This window comes from Nocardia sp. NPDC055050 (assembly GCF_053608345.1).
Window position 1 is genome coordinate 187452 of sequence record NZ_JBSGVG010000011.1, and the last position, 22507, is coordinate 209958.

23 protein-coding genes, 1 tRNA gene and 2 pseudogenes are annotated in these 22507 nt (G+C 64.5%); 15 read left to right on the forward strand and 11 right to left on the reverse strand.

Going from position 1 to position 22507, the window contains the following annotated elements:
* Positions 1-874: 874 nt before the first annotated feature.
* Both ACWGCN_RS14620 and ACWGCN_RS14625 read left to right on the forward strand, forming a co-directional pair.
* Positions 875-2167, forward strand: a complete 1293-nt coding sequence (locus ACWGCN_RS14620) for a YVTN family beta-propeller repeat protein (RefSeq protein ID WP_452460018.1) — start codon at positions 875-877, stop codon at positions 2165-2167.
* A 103-nt stretch (positions 2168-2270) separates the two neighbouring features.
* The gene (locus ACWGCN_RS14625; RefSeq protein WP_452460017.1) at positions 2271-2462 is read left to right on the forward strand and encodes a hypothetical protein; all 192 of its coding nucleotides are present in this window, start codon (positions 2271-2273) and stop codon (positions 2460-2462) included.
* Positions 2463-2487: 25 nt separating this feature from the next.
* Here the strand turns inward: ACWGCN_RS14625 and ACWGCN_RS14630 are convergent, their stop codons facing one another.
* The gene (locus ACWGCN_RS14630; protein WP_452460016.1) at positions 2488-3462 is read right to left on the reverse strand and encodes an Lrp/AsnC family transcriptional regulator; all 975 of its coding nucleotides are present in this window, start codon (positions 3460-3462) and stop codon (positions 2488-2490) included.
* Positions 3463-3576: 114 nt separating this feature from the next.
* On the opposite strand from ACWGCN_RS14630, the gene ACWGCN_RS14635 reads away from it, so the two are divergent.
* Positions 3577-3951: a VOC family protein gene (locus tag ACWGCN_RS14635; protein WP_452460015.1), complete on the forward strand. Its 375-nt coding sequence runs from the start codon at positions 3577-3579 to the stop codon at positions 3949-3951.
* Positions 3952-4532: 581 nt separating this feature from the next.
* Here the strand turns inward: ACWGCN_RS14635 and ACWGCN_RS14640 are convergent.
* The 3 genes from ACWGCN_RS14640 to ACWGCN_RS14650 form a co-directional block, all read right to left on the reverse strand.
* Positions 4533-4808 carry an integrase core domain-containing protein gene (locus ACWGCN_RS14640; protein WP_452460014.1) on the reverse strand — a complete coding sequence of 92 codons (276 nt, stop codon included), beginning with the start codon at positions 4806-4808 and terminating at the stop codon, positions 4533-4535.
* Between the two features lie 175 nt (positions 4809-4983).
* A complete protein-coding gene (locus tag ACWGCN_RS14645; RefSeq protein WP_452529037.1) occupies positions 4984-5154 on the reverse strand; it encodes a hypothetical protein in 171 nt (56 codons plus the stop codon).
* 284 nt (positions 5155-5438) lie between these two features.
* Positions 5439-5612, reverse strand: a complete 174-nt coding sequence (locus ACWGCN_RS14650; RefSeq protein ID WP_452460489.1) for a hypothetical protein — start codon at positions 5610-5612, stop codon at positions 5439-5441.
* A 220-nt stretch (positions 5613-5832) separates the two neighbouring features.
* Between ACWGCN_RS14650 and ACWGCN_RS14655 the strand changes: the two genes are divergently transcribed.
* The 3 genes and pseudogenes from ACWGCN_RS14655 to ACWGCN_RS14665 all read left to right on the forward strand — a co-directional run bounded on the left by ACWGCN_RS14655 (position 5833) and on the right by ACWGCN_RS14665 (position 7419).
* Entirely contained in the window at positions 5833-6690 is an 858-nt protein-coding gene (locus ACWGCN_RS14655; RefSeq protein WP_378987175.1) for a GNAT family N-acetyltransferase, read from the forward strand.
* A 191-nt stretch (positions 6691-6881) separates the two neighbouring features.
* Positions 6882-7253 (forward strand): annotated as a pseudogene (locus ACWGCN_RS14660) (short-chain dehydrogenase); the annotation flags it as partial.
* Positions 7254-7272: 19 nt separating this feature from the next.
* Positions 7273-7419: a hypothetical protein gene (locus ACWGCN_RS14665; protein WP_452529034.1), complete on the forward strand. Its 147-nt coding sequence runs from the start codon at positions 7273-7275 to the stop codon at positions 7417-7419.
* Between the two features lie 445 nt (positions 7420-7864).
* On the opposite strand, the gene ACWGCN_RS14670 is transcribed toward ACWGCN_RS14665, so the two are convergent.
* Positions 7865-7949 (reverse strand) — tRNA-Leu (locus tag ACWGCN_RS14670).
* Between the two features lie 523 nt (positions 7950-8472).
* On the opposite strand from ACWGCN_RS14670, the gene ACWGCN_RS14675 reads away from it, so the two are divergent.
* Positions 8473-9444: a DUF6670 family protein gene (locus ACWGCN_RS14675; protein ID WP_452460177.1), complete on the forward strand. Its 972-nt coding sequence runs from the start codon at positions 8473-8475 to the stop codon at positions 9442-9444.
* A 94-nt stretch (positions 9445-9538) separates the two neighbouring features.
* Here ACWGCN_RS14675 and ACWGCN_RS14680 read toward each other — a convergent pair whose 3' ends face one another.
* Together ACWGCN_RS14680 and ACWGCN_RS14685 are read right to left on the reverse strand one after the other, a co-directional pair.
* Complete coding sequence (locus ACWGCN_RS14680) at positions 9539-9931, reverse strand: hypothetical protein (protein ID WP_378990417.1); 393 nt, start codon at positions 9929-9931, stop codon at positions 9539-9541.
* Between the two features lie 86 nt (positions 9932-10017).
* Positions 10018-10404: a hypothetical protein gene (locus tag ACWGCN_RS14685; protein WP_452460176.1), complete on the reverse strand. Its 387-nt coding sequence runs from the start codon at positions 10402-10404 to the stop codon at positions 10018-10020.
* A 93-nt stretch (positions 10405-10497) separates the two neighbouring features.
* Here ACWGCN_RS14685 and ACWGCN_RS14690 point away from each other — a divergent pair, with 93 nt between their 5' ends.
* Complete coding sequence (locus tag ACWGCN_RS14690) at positions 10498-11229, forward strand: hypothetical protein (RefSeq protein ID WP_452460175.1); 732 nt, start codon at positions 10498-10500, stop codon at positions 11227-11229.
* Positions 11230-11383: 154 nt separating this feature from the next.
* Here the strand turns inward: ACWGCN_RS14690 and ACWGCN_RS14695 are convergent, their stop codons facing one another.
* Positions 11384-12295 carry a LysR family transcriptional regulator gene (locus ACWGCN_RS14695; protein WP_378990414.1) on the reverse strand — a complete coding sequence of 304 codons (912 nt, stop codon included), beginning with the start codon at positions 12293-12295 and terminating at the stop codon, positions 11384-11386.
* A 226-nt stretch (positions 12296-12521) separates the two neighbouring features.
* Between ACWGCN_RS14695 and ACWGCN_RS14700 the strand changes: the two genes are divergently transcribed.
* The 3 genes from ACWGCN_RS14700 to ACWGCN_RS14710 all read left to right on the forward strand — a co-directional run bounded on the left by ACWGCN_RS14700 (position 12522) and on the right by ACWGCN_RS14710 (position 14993).
* Positions 12522-13256 (forward strand): SDR family NAD(P)-dependent oxidoreductase, encoded by a 735-nt coding sequence (locus ACWGCN_RS14700; protein ID WP_379218653.1) that lies wholly within the window; start codon positions 12522-12524, stop codon positions 13254-13256.
* Between the two features lie 113 nt (positions 13257-13369).
* Positions 13370-13993: an NADPH-dependent F420 reductase gene (locus tag ACWGCN_RS14705; protein ID WP_452460174.1), complete on the forward strand. Its 624-nt coding sequence runs from the start codon at positions 13370-13372 to the stop codon at positions 13991-13993.
* Positions 13994-14045: 52 nt separating this feature from the next.
* Positions 14046-14993 carry an SDR family oxidoreductase gene (locus tag ACWGCN_RS14710; protein ID WP_452460173.1) on the forward strand — a complete coding sequence of 316 codons (948 nt, stop codon included), beginning with the start codon at positions 14046-14048 and terminating at the stop codon, positions 14991-14993.
* 671 nt (positions 14994-15664) lie between these two features.
* Here ACWGCN_RS14710 and ACWGCN_RS14715 read toward each other — a convergent pair.
* Positions 15665-16759 (reverse strand): hypothetical protein, encoded by a 1095-nt coding sequence (locus ACWGCN_RS14715; RefSeq protein WP_452460172.1) that lies wholly within the window; start codon positions 16757-16759, stop codon positions 15665-15667.
* A 199-nt stretch (positions 16760-16958) separates the two neighbouring features.
* Between ACWGCN_RS14715 and ACWGCN_RS14720 the strand changes: the two genes are divergently transcribed.
* The 3 genes from ACWGCN_RS14720 to ACWGCN_RS14730 all read left to right on the forward strand — a co-directional run bounded on the left by ACWGCN_RS14720 (position 16959) and on the right by ACWGCN_RS14730 (position 19877).
* On the forward strand, positions 16959-17798 hold the full coding sequence (locus tag ACWGCN_RS14720) for a S8 family serine peptidase (protein WP_452460171.1): 840 nt from the start codon (positions 16959-16961) through the stop codon (positions 17796-17798).
* Positions 17799-18142: 344 nt separating this feature from the next.
* Positions 18143-18478 carry a YnfA family protein gene (locus ACWGCN_RS14725; RefSeq protein WP_452460170.1) on the forward strand — a complete coding sequence of 112 codons (336 nt, stop codon included), beginning with the start codon at positions 18143-18145 and terminating at the stop codon, positions 18476-18478.
* Between the two features lie 604 nt (positions 18479-19082).
* Complete coding sequence (locus ACWGCN_RS14730; RefSeq protein WP_452460169.1) at positions 19083-19877, forward strand: SAM-dependent methyltransferase; 795 nt, start codon at positions 19083-19085, stop codon at positions 19875-19877.
* A gap of 83 nt (positions 19878-19960) precedes the next feature.
* On the opposite strand, the gene ACWGCN_RS14735 is transcribed toward ACWGCN_RS14730, so the two are convergent.
* Positions 19961-20941: a zinc-dependent alcohol dehydrogenase family protein gene (locus tag ACWGCN_RS14735; protein ID WP_452460168.1), complete on the reverse strand. Its 981-nt coding sequence runs from the start codon at positions 20939-20941 to the stop codon at positions 19961-19963.
* A 103-nt stretch (positions 20942-21044) separates the two neighbouring features.
* Between ACWGCN_RS14735 and ACWGCN_RS14740 the strand changes: the two genes are divergently transcribed.
* The gene (locus ACWGCN_RS14740; RefSeq protein WP_452460167.1) at positions 21045-21614 is read left to right on the forward strand and encodes a TetR/AcrR family transcriptional regulator; all 570 of its coding nucleotides are present in this window, start codon (positions 21045-21047) and stop codon (positions 21612-21614) included.
* 219 nt (positions 21615-21833) lie between these two features.
* Here the strand turns inward: ACWGCN_RS14740 and ACWGCN_RS14745 are convergent.
* Positions 21834-22507: pseudogene (locus ACWGCN_RS14745) on the reverse strand (hypothetical protein); the annotation flags it as partial.

A 22507-nucleotide genomic window follows, 5' to 3' on the forward strand; every position in this document is an offset into this window, starting at 1 on the left:
ACAGCCTTCGACAATTCGGCGCGAAGACGGTCCGCTGTCGCTTCGTCCCCAGAATCGCTGGCGGTGGTGATGTCCTGAGGCGAGCTTGGAAACGCCCCACAGAAACCCCACACTTTGACCGGAATCAATGCGAATTCATGCGAAACGATGAGAAGTGTCGTTTCGCGAAAGCTCCTGGTACGGAGCACTATTGGGCGTCAATGGGTAGGGTCTGGACAACTGGAACTCGCCCCAGGTGATCGCGGGTTCAAATCCTGTGAGTCTGGTAGGCCAGCACTTCTGTCTGGGTCCGGGCTGTTGTCCAGTTCTGCAACGCTGCTGATCGCCATCAGTTCGAACCTGCTGGTGTGAGGTCGGCGATGCCTCGCGCGGGTGGGCGACGAAGATCTGTGCGGTTGCGGGCGGTGCATCGGCGCCCGGAAGCGGGGGACTTGTCGGCTGCGGCCCGAGCGGTCCGGTCCTTGTCGACGGCCAGCTGGTTGGTGTCTCGCACAACCGAGATCTGCGCGGCCTCTCGCCGATGCATTTTGCAGATGAAGAAGGCCCCGATCAAATGATCGAGGCCTTCTTTGCGTGTCCGGAGGGGGATACATTCGCTATCCACAGTGGTCGACCTGCGGAAGCGCTGAGAATCAAGCCCGTTGCGTCACCTGCTCGCGCAACGGGCTCGCCTCCGCCCGCCCCGAGCTCAGCATGGGCCGGGGGTTTCGACGTCGTGTGTGCGAGCCGCACGGGGAGCGACCCGCAGGCTGAATGCCCAGGCCAGCGCAGGTGGTTGTTCTAGCCGCCGATAGTCATGTCTTTCCGGAGGTCAGAAATTCGCCACGGCGACCATGCGTGGAGAGGTGGGGGAGCGCACGCTCGGCCGAAAGGCGTGCAGAGGAGAGCTTGCTCGCTTTTAGCCAGGTGGGGTTCTAGGCTTTCGAAGCATGTCATTCGGATGACACCTGCGGGTGGAACCGTGCCGCGGGTGAACCACCGAACGTCGCGCATCGGAAAAGCTGCTGCGTCCTTGCTGATTGCCGTCACCGCAGGCTGTGCGAACAGCGAGGCAGTGACAGTCGAGACCATCGCGCCCTCGTCGACGACCTCGACGACGGTCATGCCCGCACACATGACCGATCTGTTGCCGGGCATGCCGCCGCCGCTCTCGCCCACCGACATCTACGCCGCCAATCGGGAACTCAGCCCCTCGGTCGCCGATCACCGGCCGCTGGTCTACGTGCCCAACAGCAAGTCCAACACGGTGACGGTGATCGACCAGAACACCTTCCAGATCGTTGACAACTACTCGACCGGCGGTTCCGAGCCACAGCATGTGGTGCCGTCCCATGACATGCAGACGCTATACGCCACGAACGACCTGCCGATCGGCGGCGGCAGCCTGCTGCCGATCGACCCGCGCACCGGAGCGCCCGCGGGACCGTCCTTTCCCGTCCGAGACCCCTACAACATGTATTACACGCCCGACGGGAAGTTCGCTCTGGTCGTCGCCGAAGCGGACAAGTCGCTGGACTTCTACGATCCGGTGACCTGGCAGAAGTTGCATGCGCTCGCGGTGCCCGAGTGCGCGGGCGTCGACCACATGGACTTCACCGCCGATGGTCGCTTCGCGGTGGCCAGTTGTGAATTCATCGGCCGCATGGCGGTTTTCGATGTCGCGCAGCGCACGTTGATCAAGATGATCGATCTACCGGGCGGGCGCGGCGGTATGCCGCAGGATGTGAAGCTCTCACCCGACGGACATGTGTTCTTCGTCGCCGACATGATGGCCGACGGCGTCTACACGATCGACGCGCATACCTTCGAGAACACCGGCTTCATCCCCACCGGCAAAGGGACGCACGGGCTTTACGTCACCCGCGACTCGAAGCAGATGCTGATCACCAACCGCCACGAGGGCAGCATCTCGGTCTGGGACTTCGCCGCGAACGCGTTGGTGCACAAGTGGTTCGTTCCCGGCGGCGCCAGCCCCGACATGGGCAACATCACCGCTGACGGTCGGGTGTTCTGGGTGTCGGGTCGATACAACAACGAGGTGTACGCGGTCGACATCGTCAACTGGACTCTATTGGCGCGCATCCCCGTTGGCCACGGACCACACGGGCTGACGGTGTGGCCGCAGCCCGGCCGCTATTCCACCGGGCACACGGGAGTCATGCGGTAGCAGCGATCAGGGATGGCAGACAGCCAACCCGAGTGCGCCCGCGACGAAGCGGTAGATCGAGGCCAGACCGGCGGCCAGCACCTCGCCGGGACAGGCTAACCCTGTGAAGGCCGCGCGGGGTTTCGCCGTGAACATCTACTCGGGTTCCGGTTCTCCGCTGACCTACCGGTGGAGCCGTCGAGGAGACATACTCGTCGATGCCGGTCTCGGCATGACCTACACCGGCACCATCAGCTCCGACGGCGCCACGCCTTCACCCAGTGAAGTTGCCCGCTCACGTCGTTGGTGGATGTGAGGTACCGGGTGCGTAGCCGCCATCATCAGGCCTGCGGCGACAGGCGGGGGCCAGCTCGCTTGATCCATCGGGAGACGATCTCTGTCTGAAATCGATGCACGCCGGGGAGCGCGCCGATGCGGTCGGCGAGGTAGTCGTGGAGCGCGTCGGCGGTAGTGACCTCGAGTATGGCGACGATGTTGCTCGTTCCGGTGGTCGTGGCGGCGAATGCAACCTCGGTGTGGGATCTGAGCGAAGCGGTGACGGTGCGGAGCGCGGCCGGTTGCACGTCGAGCCAGCAGATCACGTCTGTGTACCGTCCGTAGAGCTTGGGGTCGACCTCGACCTCGAACATCAGCACACTGCGGGCTGTCAGGTCACCGATCCGGCGCCGTACCGTCGATTCGGGAATGCCCGAGGCGCTGGCGAGGCGGGCGGTACTGGTACGGCCGTCGGTGGCCAACAGCCGCAGGAGCTGCTCGTCGTCACTTGACGGCGGTGCCGGGGTGGGGTGCCCCGTAGTGGCCGGTTTCAGGGCTTGCTGCTCGGTGGCGGTCAGTGCTTGCAGCCGACCGGGCCACCCGCCCACACCTGCGATGGGGGTGAGCAGCCTTTGGGCGGTCATGGTTCCGATACCTGTCCCACGCCGCAACTGCTCGAGTGCGCTGCCGCCGTCACCGGTTGCGGTGGGAACGCGCAAGATGCAACTGAGCTCGCCGCTGCCCGCCAGGAAAGCTACCCAGGAGGTGTCCCAGCGGGCGGCGAGCACACGCGCGACGGCCTCCGCAGACGCGGGCGCGGTCGAAATGCGCAGGAACCAGTCCTCATGCGTTTGCTGGTGGTGGCCGGTGACACCGACGACGCGCAGTGCCAACTGAGACCGCAGCCGATGATAGCGGCGTGAGACTGCCCGTTCGGACATGCCGAGCGCGGCCGCGATCCGTGCGAATGACGCCCGGCCGTCGAGTTGTAGGGCGTGCAGCACTCGCCGGTCGTCGGTGTCGAGCGTGACATGATCCACCACTAATGGGCAGTCTAACGTCGGAATCCACCAAATGTGGACTGTCTGAGCGACTATCGAGGGCCTATGTTTCAGAGTTGGGACACCGATATTCCTAGTTGCCAGGAGGATTCCGTGCTCACTGTTCTGCCTATCCGCTATGTCGCTGACGTGGCCGCATCCCGCCGCTTCTATGAGGGACTCGGTCTCACTTACCGCGCGGATGTCAGTGTCGCGGTGTGGGCGCACTTGGACGCCTCTGCCGGCGCGGTCGGCGTCCATGACGCCGCCGTATCAAAGGGGCGCTCACCTGGGACGGTCGAGCTCGGATTCTCCACCGACGAGCGGCTCGAGGACGTCTCCGCTCGCCTGACCGACGATGGATACGAGCACACTCTCGTCGATGAGGACTTCGGCCGTAGTATCCGCGTCACTGACCCCGACGGGGTCGTGATCCAGATTCAGGAGATCGACCCGGAAACCGTGCGCCGCTCCCAGTCACGGCTGTGAGAGGAACCGACGTCGAATCCCTCGCGAATGCCAGTCGAGGCCACTGCCTAGACGTCGAATCTTTCTAGGGTGGTCGGCATCGCGGTGGTTGCTGTGCGGCAATCGACAGCATGGTCCGGCCTGCTGCACGTGCTGGCGCTCGACAAGCACGGCATTGGCGCTCGACCATGGCTGTCGTTGTCACCCTCGTGTACACGGTGTGTGGCGACCTGTGAGGAGAGGCGTATTGGTGGTGCAGCGTGACGCTATTCGGGTAGTCCGAGGGCAAATATGTTGCGTTGCAACGAGATTGCTAGCCTCTTGGCGGCAGGTGAGCGGTGCGGACCGCAGACTCGCGCCGCTCATCCTGCCGTCCTGTTATGCCGATTCGTTGAGTCCAAGTCATCGAGCACCGTATTCGCGCACGCGTTAGCGACTTCTCACGGTGCGAATCATGCGAGTACCGCTTCCAGATGCGAGTCCAGCTCGGCTCGCCTTCAGTACGGAGCTGAGTGGAGTGTCCGGCCGATCGTGGTGCTTGGCCTTGCTGTGCCTAGGCCAAGTTGTGGGCGGTTTGAACCGTCACGGGTTGAAGACCGGCTTCAGGAGTTGACCAGCGCCGGTCGGCGTGGCGGGTTTTGAGCGTAGTAGGCCGTCTCGTGCTCGGCCGGGGTGAGGCAGTCGAGCCGGGAATGCAGGCGGGCGTTGTTGTACCAATCGAGCGATTCCATCAACGCGAACTCGACCGCGGCGACGGTCTTGAACGGGCCGTGTCGGCGAACGACTTCGGTCTTGAACAGCCCGATAATCGACTCGGCGGGGGCGTTGTCGTAAGCACCGCCGACGCTGCCAATCGAGGCCGAGGCCCTGCAGGGCAAGGGATTCAGTGAACACGACCGAGGTGTATTGGGCGGATTCAACTGGTCGACGCAACATTTCGTTGTTGGATCGATTGTAGAAGTTGTTCCATTACCTCGACCGGAGAGAACACCGGCTGGCCGGATTGTGGTGCTACCGCGCAAACCAGTTTCTAAACAGCGCGTGCTCGCGGAATCAGAAACCGATGAGCCCCGAGGCCAGGTCCACGGTGTCGATGATCTGCGTGATCTGCTGGCGTGCGTTCTCTCCGTCCACGACCCGGCGCGTTTGGATGCGGTCGCTACCCAGCTCAACGGGCGACCACGCAAAACGCTCGGCTGGGAAACCCCAGCCGAGCGTTTGCATAAACTACTCGCGGCCTGAACAACTGACCACGTGCGACGACCCCTAGAGATCGCCGATCGACCTGCGGTCGAATTGGGGCAACCTGGCAGATCGGGGCTGGGATGGCGCAAACCCGTCGCCGCTCTGCCGCTCGAACACCGAGGTTGCGGCAGCGCCACCCGCTACACCACCTGATGCTCCGCTGTCGCGGCAGTGAGCGCGCCGTTGGGCGATGTCGACCATGATGGGCTGACAGCTCAACGGCTCTGCCCGAAGGCTTCGGACCGCGGGCACTCCGTACGCCATTAGGTGAACAGAAAATCCGTCACCGGACGGGCGGTGCCCGCCACACGCCGCTCGCGATACTGCCCGACCAACCCGTCGAGCCGCTCCAGGTGCGCACGCGTTGCGGCCTGCCACTCGACCATAGGTAGTACCCGCAGTTCAAGGGAGTGGTCGAGGTCGTTGTGCAGGCTCACCTGCCATGCTCCCGCACCGGCTTGCGGTGGCTGGTTCGTCCTGAACCCGGGTCCGAAACGGCGACTTGGATGTGGTTTCTCGATCGGGAAGCCGCGTTCCCGATGTTGCTCGGGGATGTCTCGAAAGTGAATACAGAATCCATGATGTTGCCTGTCGGGGGCGCCTCCGGTGGTGGCGCTTGCGCCGATATGGGGCGAGCCCGCAGCTACCGTGGAGGCTATGCCAACTGCTGTGCACCCCGCAGATCTCGTCATCACCCGGGCCACGCCGGACGAGTGGGCCACCGTCGTCGAATGGGCCGCGGCCGAAGGATGGAATCCGGGGGAGGCTGATCGCGGCGCGTTCTTCGCCCAGGATCCGCACGGATTCTTCCTCGGGCGGGTCGACGGGGAGCCCGCCACGGCGATCTCGGTGGTGAACTACGGCGACACCTATGCCTTCCTCGGCTTCTATCTGGTCCGACCCGATCTGCGCGGACGTGGCTTCGGGATTGCCACGTGGCGAAAGGGGCTCACCCACGCGGGTGCCCGTGTGGTCGGGCTCGACGGGGTCGTGGACCAGCAGAACAACTATCGCCGCAGCGGATTCGAACTCGCCTATCGTAGTGCGCGTTTCGGCGGTGTCGCGACCATGCCCGCACCGGACGGGACCGTTCGCGTCCTGCTGCCCGATGAGGTGGGTGATGTGCTCGCCTATGATGCGCGCTGCGTTCCCGCGGCCCGGCCCATGTTTCTGGCGCGTTGGCTGACCGAGCCGACACACCGCACCTTCCTGCGGATCGTCGACGCGACCCTCACTGGATTCTGTACTGTCCGCCCCGCCCGCGACGGTTGGCGGGTCGGCCCGCTGTTCGCCGACACGGTCGACGACGCGCGCCAATTGCTCGCTGCGTGCGCGCGAGCCTCGGACGGCGCGTCACTGGCGGTTGATGTGCCACTGGGTAACGAACCGGCGGTGCTACTGGCCGAGACGGCAGGCCTCACACCCACGTTCGAGACCGCGCGCATGTACACCGGTGGCGTCCGAAACCATCTCCAGGACAGGGTTTTCGGTGTCACTTCCCTCGAACTCGGGTGAGGCCACAGGACACATCCTGATCTACGCGAGGCCGTCCGCGCGCCTGTGTGGCGCGCCGCAACGGCGATTTCTAGGGGTCGTCGCAACACGTGGTCAGTTGTTCAGGCCGTGAGTAGTTTTATGCAAACGCTCGGCTGGGGTTTCCCAGCCGAGCGTTTTGCGTGGTCGCCCGTTGAGCTGGCGCCTCCAAGCATGCGGTCATCCGGTTCACTGAATCGGTGCGTGACGAACTCACGGGCACCGGTGTGACCGTGACCGCGGTCCTGCCGTCGGTCGTGCGCACCGATCTGGTCGCCGGTGTGCAGCTCGGCGGGGTGCTGCCAACCGTTAAGCCCGAACGCATCGCCGAAGCCATGGTCGCGTCTTGTCGCCACGGGCGCACCCTGGTCGCGGTGCCGGGTTGGATGCGCGTCCACGAATTGGCCGCCGCGGTCTTGCCCGACCGGGTTACGGCGGTCGTGCGCGGTCACCTCACCCGCGACCGGGTGCTGCACAGCCTCGACGCCGGCGCCCGTGCCGACTACGACGCCCGCGTACGCCGCTACGCCGACACCGCTCTCTGACCTGACAAGGAAGTCAGCAATGACGCTGCGACACACACTCATCGGTGCGCTGAGCACCGCCCTGCTCATCTGCCCCGGCCTGCTCACTGTGCTCCCCGCGCGAGCGGGGATGAGCCCGTCGACCGGACGTTCAGCGGCTGCCTCCACAGAACCCCCACAGTTTTGACCGGAATTCATGCGATTCGTTGAGAAGAGTCGTTTCTCGGAAACCCTTGGTACTGAGCACTATTCGGAACTGATGAGTAGGTTCTGGACAACTGGAACCCGCGCCAGGTGGTCGCAGGTTCAAATCCTGTGAGTCTGGTAGGCCAGCACTTCTGACTGGGTCCGGGCTGTTGTCCAGTTCTGCAACGCTGCTGATCGCCATCAGTTCGAACCTGCTGGTGTGAGGTCGGCGATGCCTCGCGCGGGTGGGCGACGAAGATCTGTGCGGTTGCGGGCAGTGCACCGGCGCCCGCAAGCGGGGACTCGTCGGCTGCGGCCCGAGCGGTCCGGTCCTTGTCGACGGCCAGCTGGTTGGTGTCTCGCACAACCGAGATCTGCGCGGCCTCTCGCCGATGCATTTTGCAGACGAAGAAGGCCCCGATCAGATGATCGGGGCCTTCTTTGCGTGTCCGGAGGGGGACTTGAACCCCCACGCCCTAATACGGGCACTAGCACCTCAAGCTAGCGCGTCTGCCATTCCGCCACCCGGACTTGCTGGTGTGCCAAAAGATTATCCGACGCGCCGTCGGAAACCAAATCGCCTAGCTGACCTGCTGTTTGTCCAGGTTCTGCACCCGGCGCTGAGATCACACCGGCGCGGGATACCGAGGGTCCGCGGTGTGGTTCGGCGTTGGTCTGCGCCCGGCGCCGTCCAGGTGCCGGTTGGACCACCGTGAAGCGACCACTCCATCGCGTAGTCCAGGTCGGGAGGCCGACCGATAGCGTTCGGTCGCTCTTGACGGTTCGGAATCCCGAGCGTAATTTACCAATCAGTCAATTCTACCCGTGACTATCGGTAACACACACATGTGGCTCTCACCGGCAGGCGCGGGCCCGGCCGTCCAGCGAAGGAGCAATGGCGCTCATGGAACACCCCACGGCATTCACTCAGCACCCCGCAGCCGACCGTCGATCGCGCGTACTCGATCGTCTCGCACGCCCGATACTGGACGCAGTCCTGCCACGAATCGACTCGCGCGTCCTGGATTCGACCAGGCCGTTCAGGACACCGGAGATGATGCGACCGCACGCCGAGTCCCGGCGGTGGGCATGGACGCACTACGGAGTGTTCCTCCCCGAGCTACCCGGCCCGCACCGCTACCTGAACACGATGACCTTCATCGGTGCGACTGGTGCACTGGCCTTCGACAACGACTACCTCGCCGCCGATGACGCCCGCGACACGGCCACCGTCCTGTCGTCTACTGCCGCCGAGGGGCAACACCACTACCGCGCCTACGACACCGGACACGACTGCTCTTTCGCCGACGACGGCTCCCGTCTCGATTGGGGCCGCGAGCTCAGCATCACCGGGGCGTATCCCTATTTCCACGTCCGCGGTCAGTATGACGATTTCGACGTGAGCCTCGATATCCGAGCGACGGACCAGGTTTCGTGGTTCGTCCGCACCCCCTTCTACGACCACCTCAGCCTGTTCGCGACCGCCACCGGAACCCTGACCGACAAGACCGGCACGGTCGCCATCGAACAGACGTTGTGCACGTTCGAATACGCCCGTTGCATGTCGCCGCAATCGGTTACGGCACAGGCGCTTCCGACACAACGCAAGCTCCCCGTCGACTTCTTCACCTACCAGATCATCAACCTCGACAGTTCGACGCAGGTGCTGCTCACCGAGGTTCGCGCCGCCGGCGCGGTCGCGTGCCTGCTCGCGCATGTACGGTGCGTCGACGGGACAACGCGGGTGTACGACGACGTCGCCATGACGGTTCTGTCCTATCAGCCGAAACCGCTGGTCGATCCTCGCGGCCGCCCGATGCGCGTCCCGCAACAACTGCGCTGGCTGGTGCGCGATGCGGCGGGTGCGGAGGTCCTGACATTCGACGCCGAAGTCGACAGCCCGCTCCGCTACGGGCACGGCCGCGGCTATGTCGGCGCCTACACCTACCGAGGAACCTGGCAGGGCCGACGTTCGGTCACGGGAAGCGGCTACCTGGAGTGGATCGACTGCGAACCGGGGCAGTGACCACGGCACACTCCAGCATCGTTGTCTCGACCTGAGAATTCACCGCGATTCGGCATCCACGGCGTCGCGCGACGCCGTGGAGCTGTCCGGACCCTCAGGGCGCGTCCAACACGCTTGCCGGAACCCCGTAGGGCAGAAACCGCACCCGCCGGCGATCGTCGGTGTTGTCACGATGTGCGCGTAAAGCCTCGAGCTCGGTCGGAAACACCTGGTCGACGCTGGCCTGGCCGGTGTCGTCGATGCTGAAGATCGCCCACACCCCGCTGCCGGTGTCGCCGGTGGTCTCGCCCTCTGGCATCGGCGGACGTGGCTGCTCCGGCTGGAAGAACTGACCGAACAGCGACGTCAATGAACCGACGTCGGCACGATCGACATGGCTCAGATAGTCACCAGCTTTTCCGAGCAGGTCGCGCAGTTCGGTTCCTGCCTCACGCAGCGCACGTTCGAAATCTTGCGGATCGATGCCGAAAGGTTCATTGGTAGCCATCGCATCTGCTCCTGGGGACGAGTTGGGTGCTCCGTTCCTCAGTGTCCTCGCGAAACGACGACTTCGCCACGACGACGGTTCCGAGCTCATGGCGTCGGTGTCTGGCGCGCCGTTTCGATAATCACCTCGTTATAGGCGATGACCACCCGCCCCTCCTGCGTTGGCACCTGTGTCGTTGCGCGTGCTCCGAGAATCTGGATGCGAGCTACGACATCAGGGGCGATATCGGACACGACGATGGTCAGGGTGTCGCGTGCGTCCGGGTGAGTCGCACAGTGCTGGATCCAGTCGGCGAACTCCGGCCCGAGCTCGTCACCTCGAACGATGTAGCCTTCGCCGCCGACACGGCCTGGGCGAAATCCGCCGATCGCTGTCGCCCACCCCATGATCTCGTCCAACGCGATCGCGTACCAGGCTGCGCCGACGCTCGTGAGGAATTGGGCCAGTTCGTCGTCGCGATCGTGCCTCGACATGTGTGATTCCCCCTCGTCGCTGCCTTGAAAATTTCGGATGACAGTCAGTCGAACCTGATTCATTATGGGCGGGGAGATTCGAGGGGGAGTGCGGTGGGAACAGCAGTCGACTACGAGATCTATGTCCGGCCCGCGGAGGTCGAGCACGCACTGCAGATATTGGCCGATCGAGCCGCTCGACCGCTGCAGGTCGCAACGAAGGTGTTGTTGCCCGACCGACGGCAAGTGGACCTGCCCTATCGCGTTGGCGGAATCGTCGACCGGTCGTTCGTCGATTGCAGGAGGGGCAACGACCTCGATCTCTTGCTGGCGATGCGAGTCGACGTCGACGAGGAGATCGCCCACCGGTACAAGCTTTTCGAGTCGGTCATGTTCACTGAGATCGAGGGGAAGTTCTACCGCTACCGAGACGATCTGAGCGCCGATGAGATGGTGGACCTCTTCGAACTCACCGCCGAGGAACAACTCGCGCAGGGCGCCCTCGTCACGACTGGGACAACGCAGGTAAACGTGCGACTGAAGGTCCAGTTCGCCAGTCGGTTCGTCCCCTCGTGCGCACGGATACGCGTCTTCTCATGGTCGACCTCGACGCACTTCCTGTTCAGTCGTTCCCCCGCGTTCCATCGGATTTTCGCCGAGCTCGCGCGCGCCACGGATGCGGTGGGCTGGATGTATGGCGTCGAGCCTGACGACGAGAAGATCGTGTACTGGCTCAACGGCGAACCGACTGGTCGAATGGCGGTGCCGGGCAAGAGATTCGCGAACCTCGGCGAACTGGCCGATGCAATGCGACCCTCAGCCATGGACGAGCCGGCGGATCACTGATGCTGCGTACCCGGAGCGTTCGGTCGGGTCACCCAGTGTCAGAGAATCGGATTGGTGCGAAGTCTCCGCTTGCCGCCGACGATGCAGTTGCGGCCGTCGGAGCGGGGTGCGAAGTGGGCCGTCGGACCACCAGCTGCCGAGCGCACGCGACTGCTCAGCCGTGCTGTGAAACCGCATCGCTTTGACGCCGCCACATTTCATAGTTCCCGCATTCCGCCGTGATCTCAGCCGTCGCCTGAGCTGCGGTGAAGAAGTCGTCGGCCAGCGGCGAGGTGCGCGATGCCGCCATCGCGAGGTACACCTGGTCGGGCGCCAGATCCGGGACGGGCACGTAGCTGATGTCCGGACGTGAATAGAACACGGTCTCCGAACGCCCCACGAACGAGATTCCGCGGCCCGCCGCGACGTGCTCGAGCTTCTCCTCCACGCCGCGCACCCGAAGCCCTGAGTCGGGGAGCGGGCGCGTGGTGGGCTGCGTGCTCGCGTCGGCATGCCAGATCAGCGGCTCACCGGCCAGGTCGGCCTCGGAGACCTCCTCCTTGCCTGCCAGCCGGTGATCGGCGGGCAGCACCACCATGAGCGGCTCGGTGTAGAGCTGAGTCAGGCGCAGACCGGTCTCGTTGATGGGCAGCCGCACATAGCCGACGTCGACGCGGCCGTCGAGCAGCATCGGGGCCTGGTCGTCCCATTCCATGCGCTGCACGTCCACGACCACGTCCGGATGCTGAGCCTCGAACGCCCGCGCCGCTGGGATGACCGGAATGCCGGCCCGAAAGCCGACCACCAGCCGGTGGCTGCCGCGGGCGGCGACTGCCACCCGGCGCCGGACCGCGTGCGCGGAGGCGAGCAGCGGACCGGCGTCGGCCAGCAGTTGTCGGCCCGCGTCGGTCAGCGCTACGCCGTGGCGATCTCTGGTGAACAGTTCTGCGCCGAGATCGTGTTCCAGCGCACGGATCTGCCGACTGAGCGCCGGCTGCGCGATGTGCAGCTCATCGGCGGCGCGGCCGAAGTGCAGCCTGTCGGCGACGGCGGCAAAGTAGCGCAACTTGCGCAGATCCAGATCCATGGCGCCTCCTGGTCCGGTGATGCCTCCAAGGTATCACCACGGCTGAAATGGGTCTTGGACGCCAACTCGACTCAGTGGCATCGTTCATGGGGCGCAAGCGAATTCGGAATCGAACCAGAATTCGTACGTCAGTAACCGGTCCCCTCCATCGCGTCATTCGACGGAATTGACGAGCGCAACAAAAAACCGAACTGTTTCGGATACCCATCAATTCAAGGGAGTTATCGTGGGAAAGCTCGATGGCAAGGTAGCGGTAATCACCGGCGGATCCACCGGCATGGCACTGGCCGGCGCCAAACTGTTCGTCGAGGAAGGAGCGCACGTCTTCATCCAGGCCCGGCGCCAGGAAGCGCTGGACGCCGCCGTCGAGCTGATCGGACGCAGCGTCACCGCCGTCCAGGGTGATGCGTCCGATCTGGACGACCTGGACCGCCTGTACGACACCGTCAAGCGGGAAAAGGGCTCGATCGACGTGCTGTGGGCCAGCGCCGGGACGGGCGAACCCGCCGTCCTCGGCGAGATCACCGAGGAACAGTTCCACCGCTCCTTCTGGCTCAATGCGCGCGGCACCCTGTTCACGGTGCAGAAGGCACTGCCGCTGATCAACGACAACGGCTCGATCTTCATGACCGGATCCAACGCCTCCCTCGGCGCCTTCCCCGGCTGGAGCCTCTACGCCGGAAGTAAAGCCGTCCAACAGGCTTGGGCCCGCGTCTGGCTGAACGAATTGCGTGACCGCAAGATCCGGGTCAATGTCCTGACCCCGGGCCAGGTCGCCACCGCCAAACAAGAAGAATTGTTCGACGAGGCCACCAGGGCCGAATTCGAGTCGCTCATCCCCCGCGGGAAAATGGGCCGCCCAGAAGAAATCGCCACCGTCGCACTATTTCTCGCGTCCGACGACTCCAGCTATGTCAACGGTCTGGAACTGGTCTCCGACGGCGGCACCACCGCCATCTGAACCACACGGCAACGGGGTAGGCCACTGGGATTTCGCCCTCGGCGTCGGCGAGTTCACCGGCTGAGCCCCGGTCCGAGCAGTTCGATTCAGATCAGAGAAGGACGGACACATCCATGAGCAGCATCAGTTTCATCGGTCTGGGAACCATGGCCCACGCCATCGCCACTCGCGCGGTCGCCGGCGGCAACATTGTGCAGATCCTCGGCCGCGACTCGGCCAAGGCCGAGGGCCTGGCTGCCGCGCTAGGCGGCGGTGCCACGGCCGGGACATTCGGCACCGTCCCTGCCGGCGACATCGTCGTCCTCGCCGTGCCGTACACCAGCGCGGTATCGGTCGTCGCCCGGTACGGGGATGCACTGGCAGGCAAGGTCATCATCGACATCACCAATACCTTCAACGCCGACGCCACCGGGCTCGTCACTCCGGACGGTACGTCCGGTGCGCAAGAGATCGCCGAGGCCGCCCCCGCGAGCGCACACGTCGTGAAGGCGTTCAACACCGTCTTCGGTCACATCATCGCCCAGGGCCGTCCGTTGGACGTGTTCTTCGCCGGAGATGACGCGCGGGCCAAGGCCGGCGTGTCGGCGTTCATCGAGAGCCTGGGACTGCGTCCCTTCGATGTCGGCGGACTCGAGATGGCGCGCTGGCTGGAAGGGGTCGGTCCGCTGCTGATGGGCCTGGCCCGCCACGGCGTGGGGAGCTTCGACATCGCCCTCAGCGTCGACATCGCCGACTGAGTGGGCGCGCACCGCCATTTCTTCCGCCGCATCACGCACTAGGAGCAATAACATGCGCGTTTTCGTCACTGGCGGGACCGGCCATTCCGGTTCGTACATCATCCCCGAACTCGTCACCGCCGGGCACGAGGTCACCGGCCTGGCCCGGTCGGACACGGCCGCGGCCGCCCTGTCCGCGCTCGGCGCGAAGGTACGTCGCGGCGACCTGGAGGATCTCGACGGGCTCAAAGACGCGGCCGCGGATTCCGAGGGTGTCATTCACGTCGCGCACCGGCAAGACCTGCTTCCCTCCGGCGGGCTCGACGCCGTGGCCGCCGCGGAACTCCCGATCATCCTCGCCTACGGCGAGGCACTCGCGGGAACCGGAAAGCCGTTGGTCGCGGCGGGGAGTATCGGCTCAGCCGGGAACCTGGGCCGGCCGGCCACCGAGGAGGACCCGGCCCTTCCGGGCGGCGATGAGTACAAGGGCACCCTGCGGGTTCGCAATGTCGTGGAAACCGCCGTAGTCGACCTCGCTGAGCAGGGAGTGCGGTCTTCGGTCGTGCGGTTTGCCAACATCGCGCACAGCACGACCGATCGTGGCGGGTTCCTCGTGCAGCTGATCGCGCTCGCGAAGGAGAAGGGTTTCGTCGGCTACCCCGGAGACGGCGCGAACCTGTGGAACGCCGTGCACGTCCGCGATATCGCCCCCGTGTTCCGCCTGGCTTTGGAGAAGGGGCCGGCCGGCAGATACTGGCACGCGGTAGGGGACGGGGCCATCCCACTCCGGGATATCGCCGAGGCCATCGGCAGCCGACTGGGCCTGCCCGTCGTGAGCATTCCCTCGGACGTGCTGATGGTGCCGGGATACTTCGGGTTCCTCGCGAACATAGTCACGCAGAGCTACCCGGCGTCCAACCTCATCACTCGCCGGACCCTCGGCTGGGAACCCACTCAGCCCGGCCTGCTCGCCGATTTGGACAACGGGCATTACTTCCCCGGCAGGGCGCCCAATCATTAGGGACTGCTGCACGATCGGGTGGCAGCACTCACGCTCAGTCGTGAGTTCGCTGTGGCGACGCGGACTTTCAACCCGCTGCGTCAGGGCATCCGTGGAAATCGAAATCTGTTGTGAAAGGTCAGGAAAGACTGTTCCACCCGCCATTTTGCTCCAACCCGACCGACGTGAGCAGGGGTGCGTAACAAACGTCTCACTCCAGCAAGTGGTACTACCTCAACACCCCCGATGGCCGGAGCCGCGGCGTCGGGTGCCGTCTGGCGATGGTGCGCAGCTCGAAAGGGCGACGTGAATGTTGTCTCCCACCTTGATCAGACATGGTTGCGCCGTCAGACCGGCCATGGGCGCCCGGCGGCGTGCACATGGTCGGAGGCTGAGGCGGGTCGGCTAGATGTCGGAAGCGTAGGTGCAGAAGTGATCCACGACTTCGACGAGAAGGGGTGGACGCTTCGCATCGAAGATAGAACGGGGCAGACCAGCGAAGACGGGCGAGTTCGCGGCGTTCCGTTGCTTCGCGCTCAACGGCACCGATCGCCGCAGCCCTGTCGTGCAGGATGCGGCGATCGGCGGCAACATTCGCTGGCACAACCAGCACGCCCGCCCGACCCGAAACTTCGCTGTCGGTGCGAAGATCCGGCGGTTAAATTACCCAACCAAGGTCGACTGACGCGGCACTAGATGATTCCTAACCCGGCTGTCGAGTTGTACAGCAACCAGTCGTACCAGAGCTGATACCGCGCCTGTGGCGCCTTGGTCTCCAGCATTCGGTCCGTGCTGTCCTTGCGGCCGGAGCTGACCCATACGCTGTCGTACGAGCCGATGTGGGCAGTGACAGTGAGGGGCCGGAATACAGTGTCCCGCCATCCCGAGGAAATGTAGTCGATCAGCTCACCGAATACCCAAGCGGAAATGGTTCCGACCACCAGCCCGAACGGCCCTCCGATGGTCGTACCCACCTTGACCAGAGCGTCCTGAACCTGCTTCTTGATCTCCTTCGTGACCCGATCCAGAAATGTTTGCATAGCCTTACCATTGTCTCGTTCGACTAGCACGAGTGTCACGAGATAGGCCTTGGGGAAGGAATTTCCGCGCTCTGTGATATTGAAGCTCGTGAAGGTTCGCGGGGGATTGTAGTGCTTTATTTCCTTATTGTTGAAACTCCCGAGTTTGATCGGCTTGATGGTTTTCGTGTCACCGCTTTCATCGACGGATGTGCCACCGAGCCACATGTCGTCTTCGCCGATGTGACCGCCGAACGGGCTGTTGGTCTCGTTGGCGCAGCGGATCTGGGTCACCCGCAGCAGGAGGCTATCCGACCGCGTCGCTCGAGCGGGTGCATGCTGGGGGATCATCCCGCGCAATGTGCCGAGGAACGCCGGATTTTGCAGTTTCGCGAGGTCCGCGGCGGAGAACTTCAGGTTGGGGATGGCGAAAGCGGAGCCTTGCGAGGCGATCGGAGTCCGTGTCTGCAGATCGACCCCGGCCAGTTCCCCGAGATGCGCCGTGCGGATCGCGGTGGTATTCACCCGCTGGATAGCGGCGACTCCGGCGGCGGCCCGCTTCTTTTCGGGCATGGTGTCGAACCAGCCCGCCAAAATATTCTCGGCGGAATCTCGTTGAGTGGGCAGCGGGAACCGCGCTGCGTCGGCAGCGTGTGCGGCAACTTTATCTGCCGCCAGTTCGAGCTGGCGAACCACGCGCTCGCCAATTTTGCGCAGTTTCGGATCGATGATATCGCCGAGCTGCGAATCGATGCTGTTGATGGCCATGTCGATTTCCTTTCGTGTTTCATTACTTCGATGAGAACTCGACACTATGTATGAATTCTTTGGCGCACTTCGGTGCTGACACCGAAAAGGGCACCGTGGTAGCCCGGATGCGGTCGGCGCGTTCGCGACACATGCTGCTGTGGAGGTGATGAACGGCTGCAGTCAGTAGCCCGTGGGTAGATCGAAGGAAGTGCTCCGGATGTGCGGAATCAACGACAACTCGAGGTCGACGGTGGAGCGCGAGCGCACGGCCGTCATCGATGCGGTCGACTATCTGCGGCCGCGGATAGCCGCCGCGCACGATCCGCGCGTCGTGTGGTGGCCGAACTCGATGGCCGAGGAACGGGAGACGCGCCTCACGATCGGACTGATCGAAGGCGGCTTCGATCAGTCGGTTGCCGACCTGGACGGCGCCGGCATCACCGTCCGGTGGTTCGGTGGCGGACGGACTGCCCCACTGTGGTTCCGCGAACACGGGGCCTTCTCCGCATCGCTGTTGGTCGGACAGGGCATATTTCGACTGCGCGGAACCGTGCCACGTGCGCGCCTGAACGTTGCCTGCACCGCGTCAGCGGACGGCGTCATCCGTCCCGATGATGTCGCCACCGCCATTCGATGGCTGACGTCTTCGGGTGCAGACGTGATCGTGATCCCGCTGGGCCAGCCCGACGCTCATGCCGGACTGATCGCCGCGCTGCGGGCAGCGACCCACGCCGGGATCGCCGTGATCGCGGCAGCGGGCAACTCGGCAGCAGGGCCGATCCTCTTCCCGGCGAGTGACCCACGATGCCTGGCAGTCGGGGCATGCACCGCGACTGGTGCGCTGCTACCTGGTTGTGTGAGCGAACCGCGGGTGGACCTGTTCGTGCGCGGCGACCGGGTCCGCGCACCTGTCCGCGGACGGTTGCTGCGAACCCGCAGCGGGACCTCGGTCGCGTGTGTCCTCGCGGGAGGGCTCGCGACTACTTTGATGACCGAATACGGTCGGACTGCTGCGATCGAGTACATGGCGCGGCGGAGGAAATCAGTTAGGGATTGAAGTCGCCGATCGCTCGCGGCAACCCAGTTCGGCAAATCGGCGTCGCTGGGCTACAGGCCCGCGCCACCTAGAAACCAGCTGACATCGACGCGAAGCTCGCCAAGCTGACCGCGGTACGTAACACATTGCGCGCCGCCCTTGCCGCAGGCTCTGATGACCTGCTCGTATGTAGCGAAAACCCCACCTGCCCAGTCCCTTTAGACGATCTGAACCGCAAATCGAGTACAGGAGACAGCGGCTGTGGCTACTGAATCGATCACGAGGACGGTCATCGTGTTCGGGCTCTGTCTACGGGTACGCCACCACGATCGCAGCATCCTGAACCGGATATCTAGGCTCTGCCCATGACCGTGGTGCGCTCGATCCTGCTGTTCGTTCTTGCTGCAATCGCCGAGATCGGCGGGGCTTGGCTGGTCTGGCAGGGCGTGCGTGAGCATCGTGGCTGGGCATGGATCGGCGCCGGAGTCATCGCCCTGGGGATCTACGGTTTCGTCGCAACGTTGCAGCCCGACGCCAACTTCGGACGCATCCTCGCAGCCTATGGTGGCGTGTTCGTCGCCGGATCACTGTTGTGGGGGATGGCGCTGGACGGCTTCCGTCCCGATCGGTGGGACGTAGTCGGCGCGGTGATCTGCCTGGTCGGTGTCGCAGTCATCATGTACGCGCCGCGCGCCGCTTGATCGGCTGGTCAGTCGCAAGACACATCGTCGGCGGCAATCGGTAGATGGACAGATTTGCCGGGCAGGCCCGGGGAAACCGTCGGGGTACAGCCTGCCTGAAATCAACAACAATGAGTACGTGCCGCAAGTTCATCGCCGCTGGCAACCAGGTGCTGGCCGATCAGATCCGTGAGGCTATTCAGCAGTAGGAGCGGCTCGCCCGCAACAATTTTCGCGGTGCTCGCCTAACCCTGCTGCCCTGACCTTCCGGCCTGGCGATGTCGCCGCACCTCGGCCTTGCCTCATGCGCTTCCAAACCACCTGAATGCCACCAAGTCGACCGGCGGCCCAACGCCGGAGGAGCCGAGCTAGACCGATATTCGTTGCAAAGGAACCGAATTCACCTTTGCGGCGTCTAAGTCGTTGAAGGGGCTCTCACGCCGAAGGCGTCGAAGAACTCCAACGGTGCAACAACTCGACAGGAGTCGACTCGTGCTGATGACCTACGACGCGGAAGCGACACCGCGATGACCTATCCCCAAAGGCCTCGCTAGCTAGCTCATCCAATTCTGTTGCACCGCAACAACAGGCACAACTTGCGATGCCCAAGCGGCAGGAGCCCGCAATGACCACCGCCGACCCGTACCGGCCCACCCCCGCGCGCCTGCACAATGCGATCCTCGGTGGGAAGGACCACTACGCGCCTGACCACGCGCTGGCCACCAGCCTGGCGGCGAACAAGATCACGCCCGCGATCACCGAATCACGTCGCTTCATCCTGCGCGCGGTCGAGTACCTGATCGACCAGCACGGGGTTTCCCAGTTCGTCGAACTGGGCTGCGGCTACCCGCACGCCCCGAACATCCACGAAATCGCGGGAGCCCGGAACGACGACCTCACCCGAATCCTCTACATCGACAACGACCCCGTTGTCGCCGCCTACGGCCGTGCCCTGCTGACGGGTCCGAACCGCTTCTTTACCGATACCGATCTGACCGACACTTCGGCGGTCCTCGGCGACATCATTGCCGTGATGGACACAGCCAGGCCGATCGCGGTGTTTGTGTCGGGGACCGCGGAACTGATCAGTGACGCTCCCGCGATGGTCACGGCGTTGACCGACCGCCTTGCTTCCGGGACATGGATGGTGTTCACCCACATCACCGACGACGTCCACACTCACCAGATCCACTCAGCCACCCAAACTTTCCGCAGTGCGGGCATCGCCTACCACGCACGCGGGCGCGACGAGATCACGGCCATGCTCGCCGGGTACCGACTCGTCACACCCGGCCTGATCGCCCCACACCGGTGGCGACCCGTCCCCAGCAGCGGGGTACGTGCACTCTCCACGACGCCGCGACACCGCGCGGCGTCGGATCTGAGTGCTTACGCTGCAGTGGGCCGACTCCACCGATGACCGCACTGCGTTCACCGTCTCTGCCTCGCGCCCAACGAGATCGGGACGACAGTAGGCGCGAGGACGCCCGGGCGGCGTCGGCGTCAAACGGTGACAACGATTTTGCCGGTGTGGTGGCCCTGTTCCAGGTAGCGGTGGGCGGCGACGATGTCGTCGAGGGCGAACACGGTGTCGATGATGGGGCGCAGGGCGCCGGTGCGGATGCCGGCGGTCAGGAATGCGGTGATGCGGTCCACGGCCGCCGGGTCGAGGGTGTGCTCGAAGCTCATGTACCGGATCATGGTGATGGGGCTGGCCGGATACGGTGCCGGCCGGGGATCCAGCCAGCCGACGGTGATCAGCCTGCCGCTGAATCGCGTGGCCGCATCGGCGAGTTCGGCCAGGCCGGGACCCATGACCGAGTCCAACACGATGTCAGCGCCGATGCCGTTGGTGTGTCGGTGTGTGGCCTCGACGACATCGTCGCGGTCGGTGACGATGACGGCGACGGCACCGGCATCCAGCAGGGTGCGTTCTTTTGCGGCGCTCCGGGTGACGGCCAGGGGGATGGCGCCGATCTGGTTGGCGATCTGGATGGCGGCCAGGCCCACACCGCTGGAGGCTGCGGTGATCAGGACATGGTCGCCGGGTTGCATCCCAGCCTTTTCGACGAGCGCGCCGTAGGCGGTGGAGTACGCCACCCACAACGCTGCTGCGCTGATGGCGTCCAGGCCGGCGGGCCTGGCGACGACCCGGTCGGCGGGGAGGACGAGGTGTTCGGCGTAGGTGCCGTTGGTGTCCATGTCGGGCACGGCCGCGACGATGACCGTATCACCGGTGGCCCATCCGGCGACTCCCGAGCCGAGGGCGTCGATCGTGCCGGTCGCTTCGATGCCGAGGCGGGCGTGTGGCAGGCGGATCGGTCGCGGTGACATGCCCGCGCGGATCATCTGGTCGAGTCGATTGATACCGACGGCTTCGACCTTGATCCGCACCTCGCCGGGGCCGGGGTCGCCGACCGGTTCGTCGACGATCTGCAGGACTTCGGGGGTGCCGGTCTCATCGAAGACGACGACTCGTGACATGGGGGCTCCTGACCGCTCATCTATTTCTCGTACAGTCGTACTATGAATATAGATAGTACAGTCGTTCTAGGAATGTCAATCGTGGTGGATCGGGAGGCAAGTAATGGCAGGACGTCCGGTCGACTATCAGCGCAGGGACGAATTGCTCGACGCGGTAGTGGATTACATGGTCGAGCACGGGCTCTCCGAGCTGTCGTGGCGGCCCGTCGCCGCCGGCCTCGGTGTCTCGCCGACCACGCTGGTGCACCACTTCGGCACCAAGGAGCAGATGCTCCAGGTCGTCCTCGAGCGGTTACGGCGGCGCATGTTCGCCGCCACCAGTGATGCGGCGGGTCCGCATCCCGACCTGGCGACGGCAGCACGCGCGGTCTGGACTCGAACCTCCGACCCACGCATGCAGGCGGAGTTTCGGCTGTTCTTCGCCGCCTACGGCCGCGCCCTGCAAGCCCCCCGGCAGTTCGCGGACTTCCTCGACCACGTCGTCACCGATTGGATGGCCGCTTTACGCGAGGCGCAAATACCGGACACCGATGCCGAGACCGCCACCCGCACAGCCACATTGGTGATCGCGACGATTCGTGGACTGCTGCTCGACCTACTCACTACCGGCGACCGGAACCGGGTCCAGGATGCTGCCGAAAGCTTCCTGAGCGCCCTCGAACGCCGACCGTAACCCTCGCCAACCCCCCGCGATCCGGTCGGACAACAGGTGCGCCCAGTTGGAACGATCGCCGCCGCCACCGACATAATTGGTGCATCGCCCCGAAAGCTATCGAATCGCCATCCATGGCCTGCTGCGAACCGTCGCGCGAGTGGCCGCTCGGTCCGTGCCACCGCACACCGCGACGGACTTCGCGCTGACACTGCGGCGATTGTCGGCTGCGCACGGAACCTATGGGGACGTAAGTAGTTCCGCGATGGTGAGCGCCTCGGGCAGGGTCCAAGTTGCCGCTTCGTCAGCGAGCAGCTTTTCCCACGACGGTGCTCCGGCTTCCGCGCGGGCCGCGGTGTCGGAGCGGACCTTCAACGCGAGCATGCCGATCCGCATGAGAACAGGAATGTTGAGATGTCGAGCGGCGACGACGGTTTCACCAGCAATTGCGGCTGCGGTGGTCTTCGATACGCTGATCGCTCCGGCTGCGGCGTGTGCGGCGAGCAGCATCTCCGTGTGTTTGGCCGCTGCGGAAGTCGCCAGCCGTGGCGTGCCCGTGGAGCGGTATGCCCCGAGGTGGGTGTGAGTTCGGATGACGACCTCGGTCGCGAGCATCCCTAGGCCCGGGGTCAGCATCCCGGAGCGCAGGTTCAATCCGTCGCCGGAGTTCGTTCCGGCGTAAGCGTCATTGGCAAACTTTCGCAGGTCAGGGTTCGACATCTCGCCGAGAAGTGTCCAACCCGGCAGCGGCAAGTTCATCGGGGTGACAAAATCTGCCGCCCAGTGTTTCAACAGAAGCGCGACTGCGAGATGCCGCTCGGGCGCTTGGGCGAACGGCAGACCGGAGCGAGTTGTCGCAACCTTTTCGACCATCCGCTGTCCGTCCTCCCACCACGTACCTTCGAAGGTTCCCG

Excerpts from the sequence above, each read along its gene's own strand:
- ACWGCN_RS14645 (WP_452529037.1), bottom strand. The coding sequence starts at position 5,154 with ATGCAAACGCTCGGCTGGGGTTTCCCAGCCGAGCGTTTTGCGTGGTCG.
- ACWGCN_RS14655 (WP_378987175.1), top strand. The coding sequence starts at position 5,833 with ATGCCAACTGCTGTGCACCCCGCAGATCTCGTCATCACCCGGGCCACG.
- ACWGCN_RS14665 (WP_452529034.1), top strand. The coding sequence starts at position 7,273 with ATGACGCTGCGACACACACTCATCGGTGCGCTGAGCACCGCCCTGCTC.
- ACWGCN_RS14675 (WP_452460177.1), top strand. The coding sequence starts at position 8,473 with ATGATGCGACCGCACGCCGAGTCCCGGCGGTGGGCATGGACGCACTAC.
- ACWGCN_RS14680 (WP_378990417.1), bottom strand. The coding sequence starts at position 9,931 with ATGGCTACCAATGAACCTTTCGGCATCGATCCGCAAGATTTCGAACGT.
- ACWGCN_RS14685 (WP_452460176.1), bottom strand. The coding sequence starts at position 10,404 with ATGTCGAGGCACGATCGCGACGACGAACTGGCCCAATTCCTCACGAGC.
- ACWGCN_RS14695 (WP_378990414.1), bottom strand. The coding sequence starts at position 12,295 with ATGGATCTGGATCTGCGCAAGTTGCGCTACTTTGCCGCCGTCGCCGAC.
- ACWGCN_RS14705 (WP_452460174.1), top strand. The coding sequence starts at position 13,370 with ATGAGCAGCATCAGTTTCATCGGTCTGGGAACCATGGCCCACGCCATC.
- ACWGCN_RS14710 (WP_452460173.1), top strand. The coding sequence starts at position 14,046 with ATGCGCGTTTTCGTCACTGGCGGGACCGGCCATTCCGGTTCGTACATC.
- ACWGCN_RS14715 (WP_452460172.1), bottom strand. The coding sequence starts at position 16,759 with ATGGCCATCAACAGCATCGATTCGCAGCTCGGCGATATCATCGATCCG.
- ACWGCN_RS14720 (WP_452460171.1), top strand. The coding sequence starts at position 16,959 with ATGTGCGGAATCAACGACAACTCGAGGTCGACGGTGGAGCGCGAGCGC.
- ACWGCN_RS14725 (WP_452460170.1), top strand. The coding sequence starts at position 18,143 with ATGACCGTGGTGCGCTCGATCCTGCTGTTCGTTCTTGCTGCAATCGCC.
- ACWGCN_RS14730 (WP_452460169.1), top strand. The coding sequence starts at position 19,083 with ATGACCACCGCCGACCCGTACCGGCCCACCCCCGCGCGCCTGCACAAT.
- ACWGCN_RS14735 (WP_452460168.1), bottom strand. The coding sequence starts at position 20,941 with ATGTCACGAGTCGTCGTCTTCGATGAGACCGGCACCCCCGAAGTCCTG.
- ACWGCN_RS14740 (WP_452460167.1), top strand. The coding sequence starts at position 21,045 with ATGGCAGGACGTCCGGTCGACTATCAGCGCAGGGACGAATTGCTCGAC.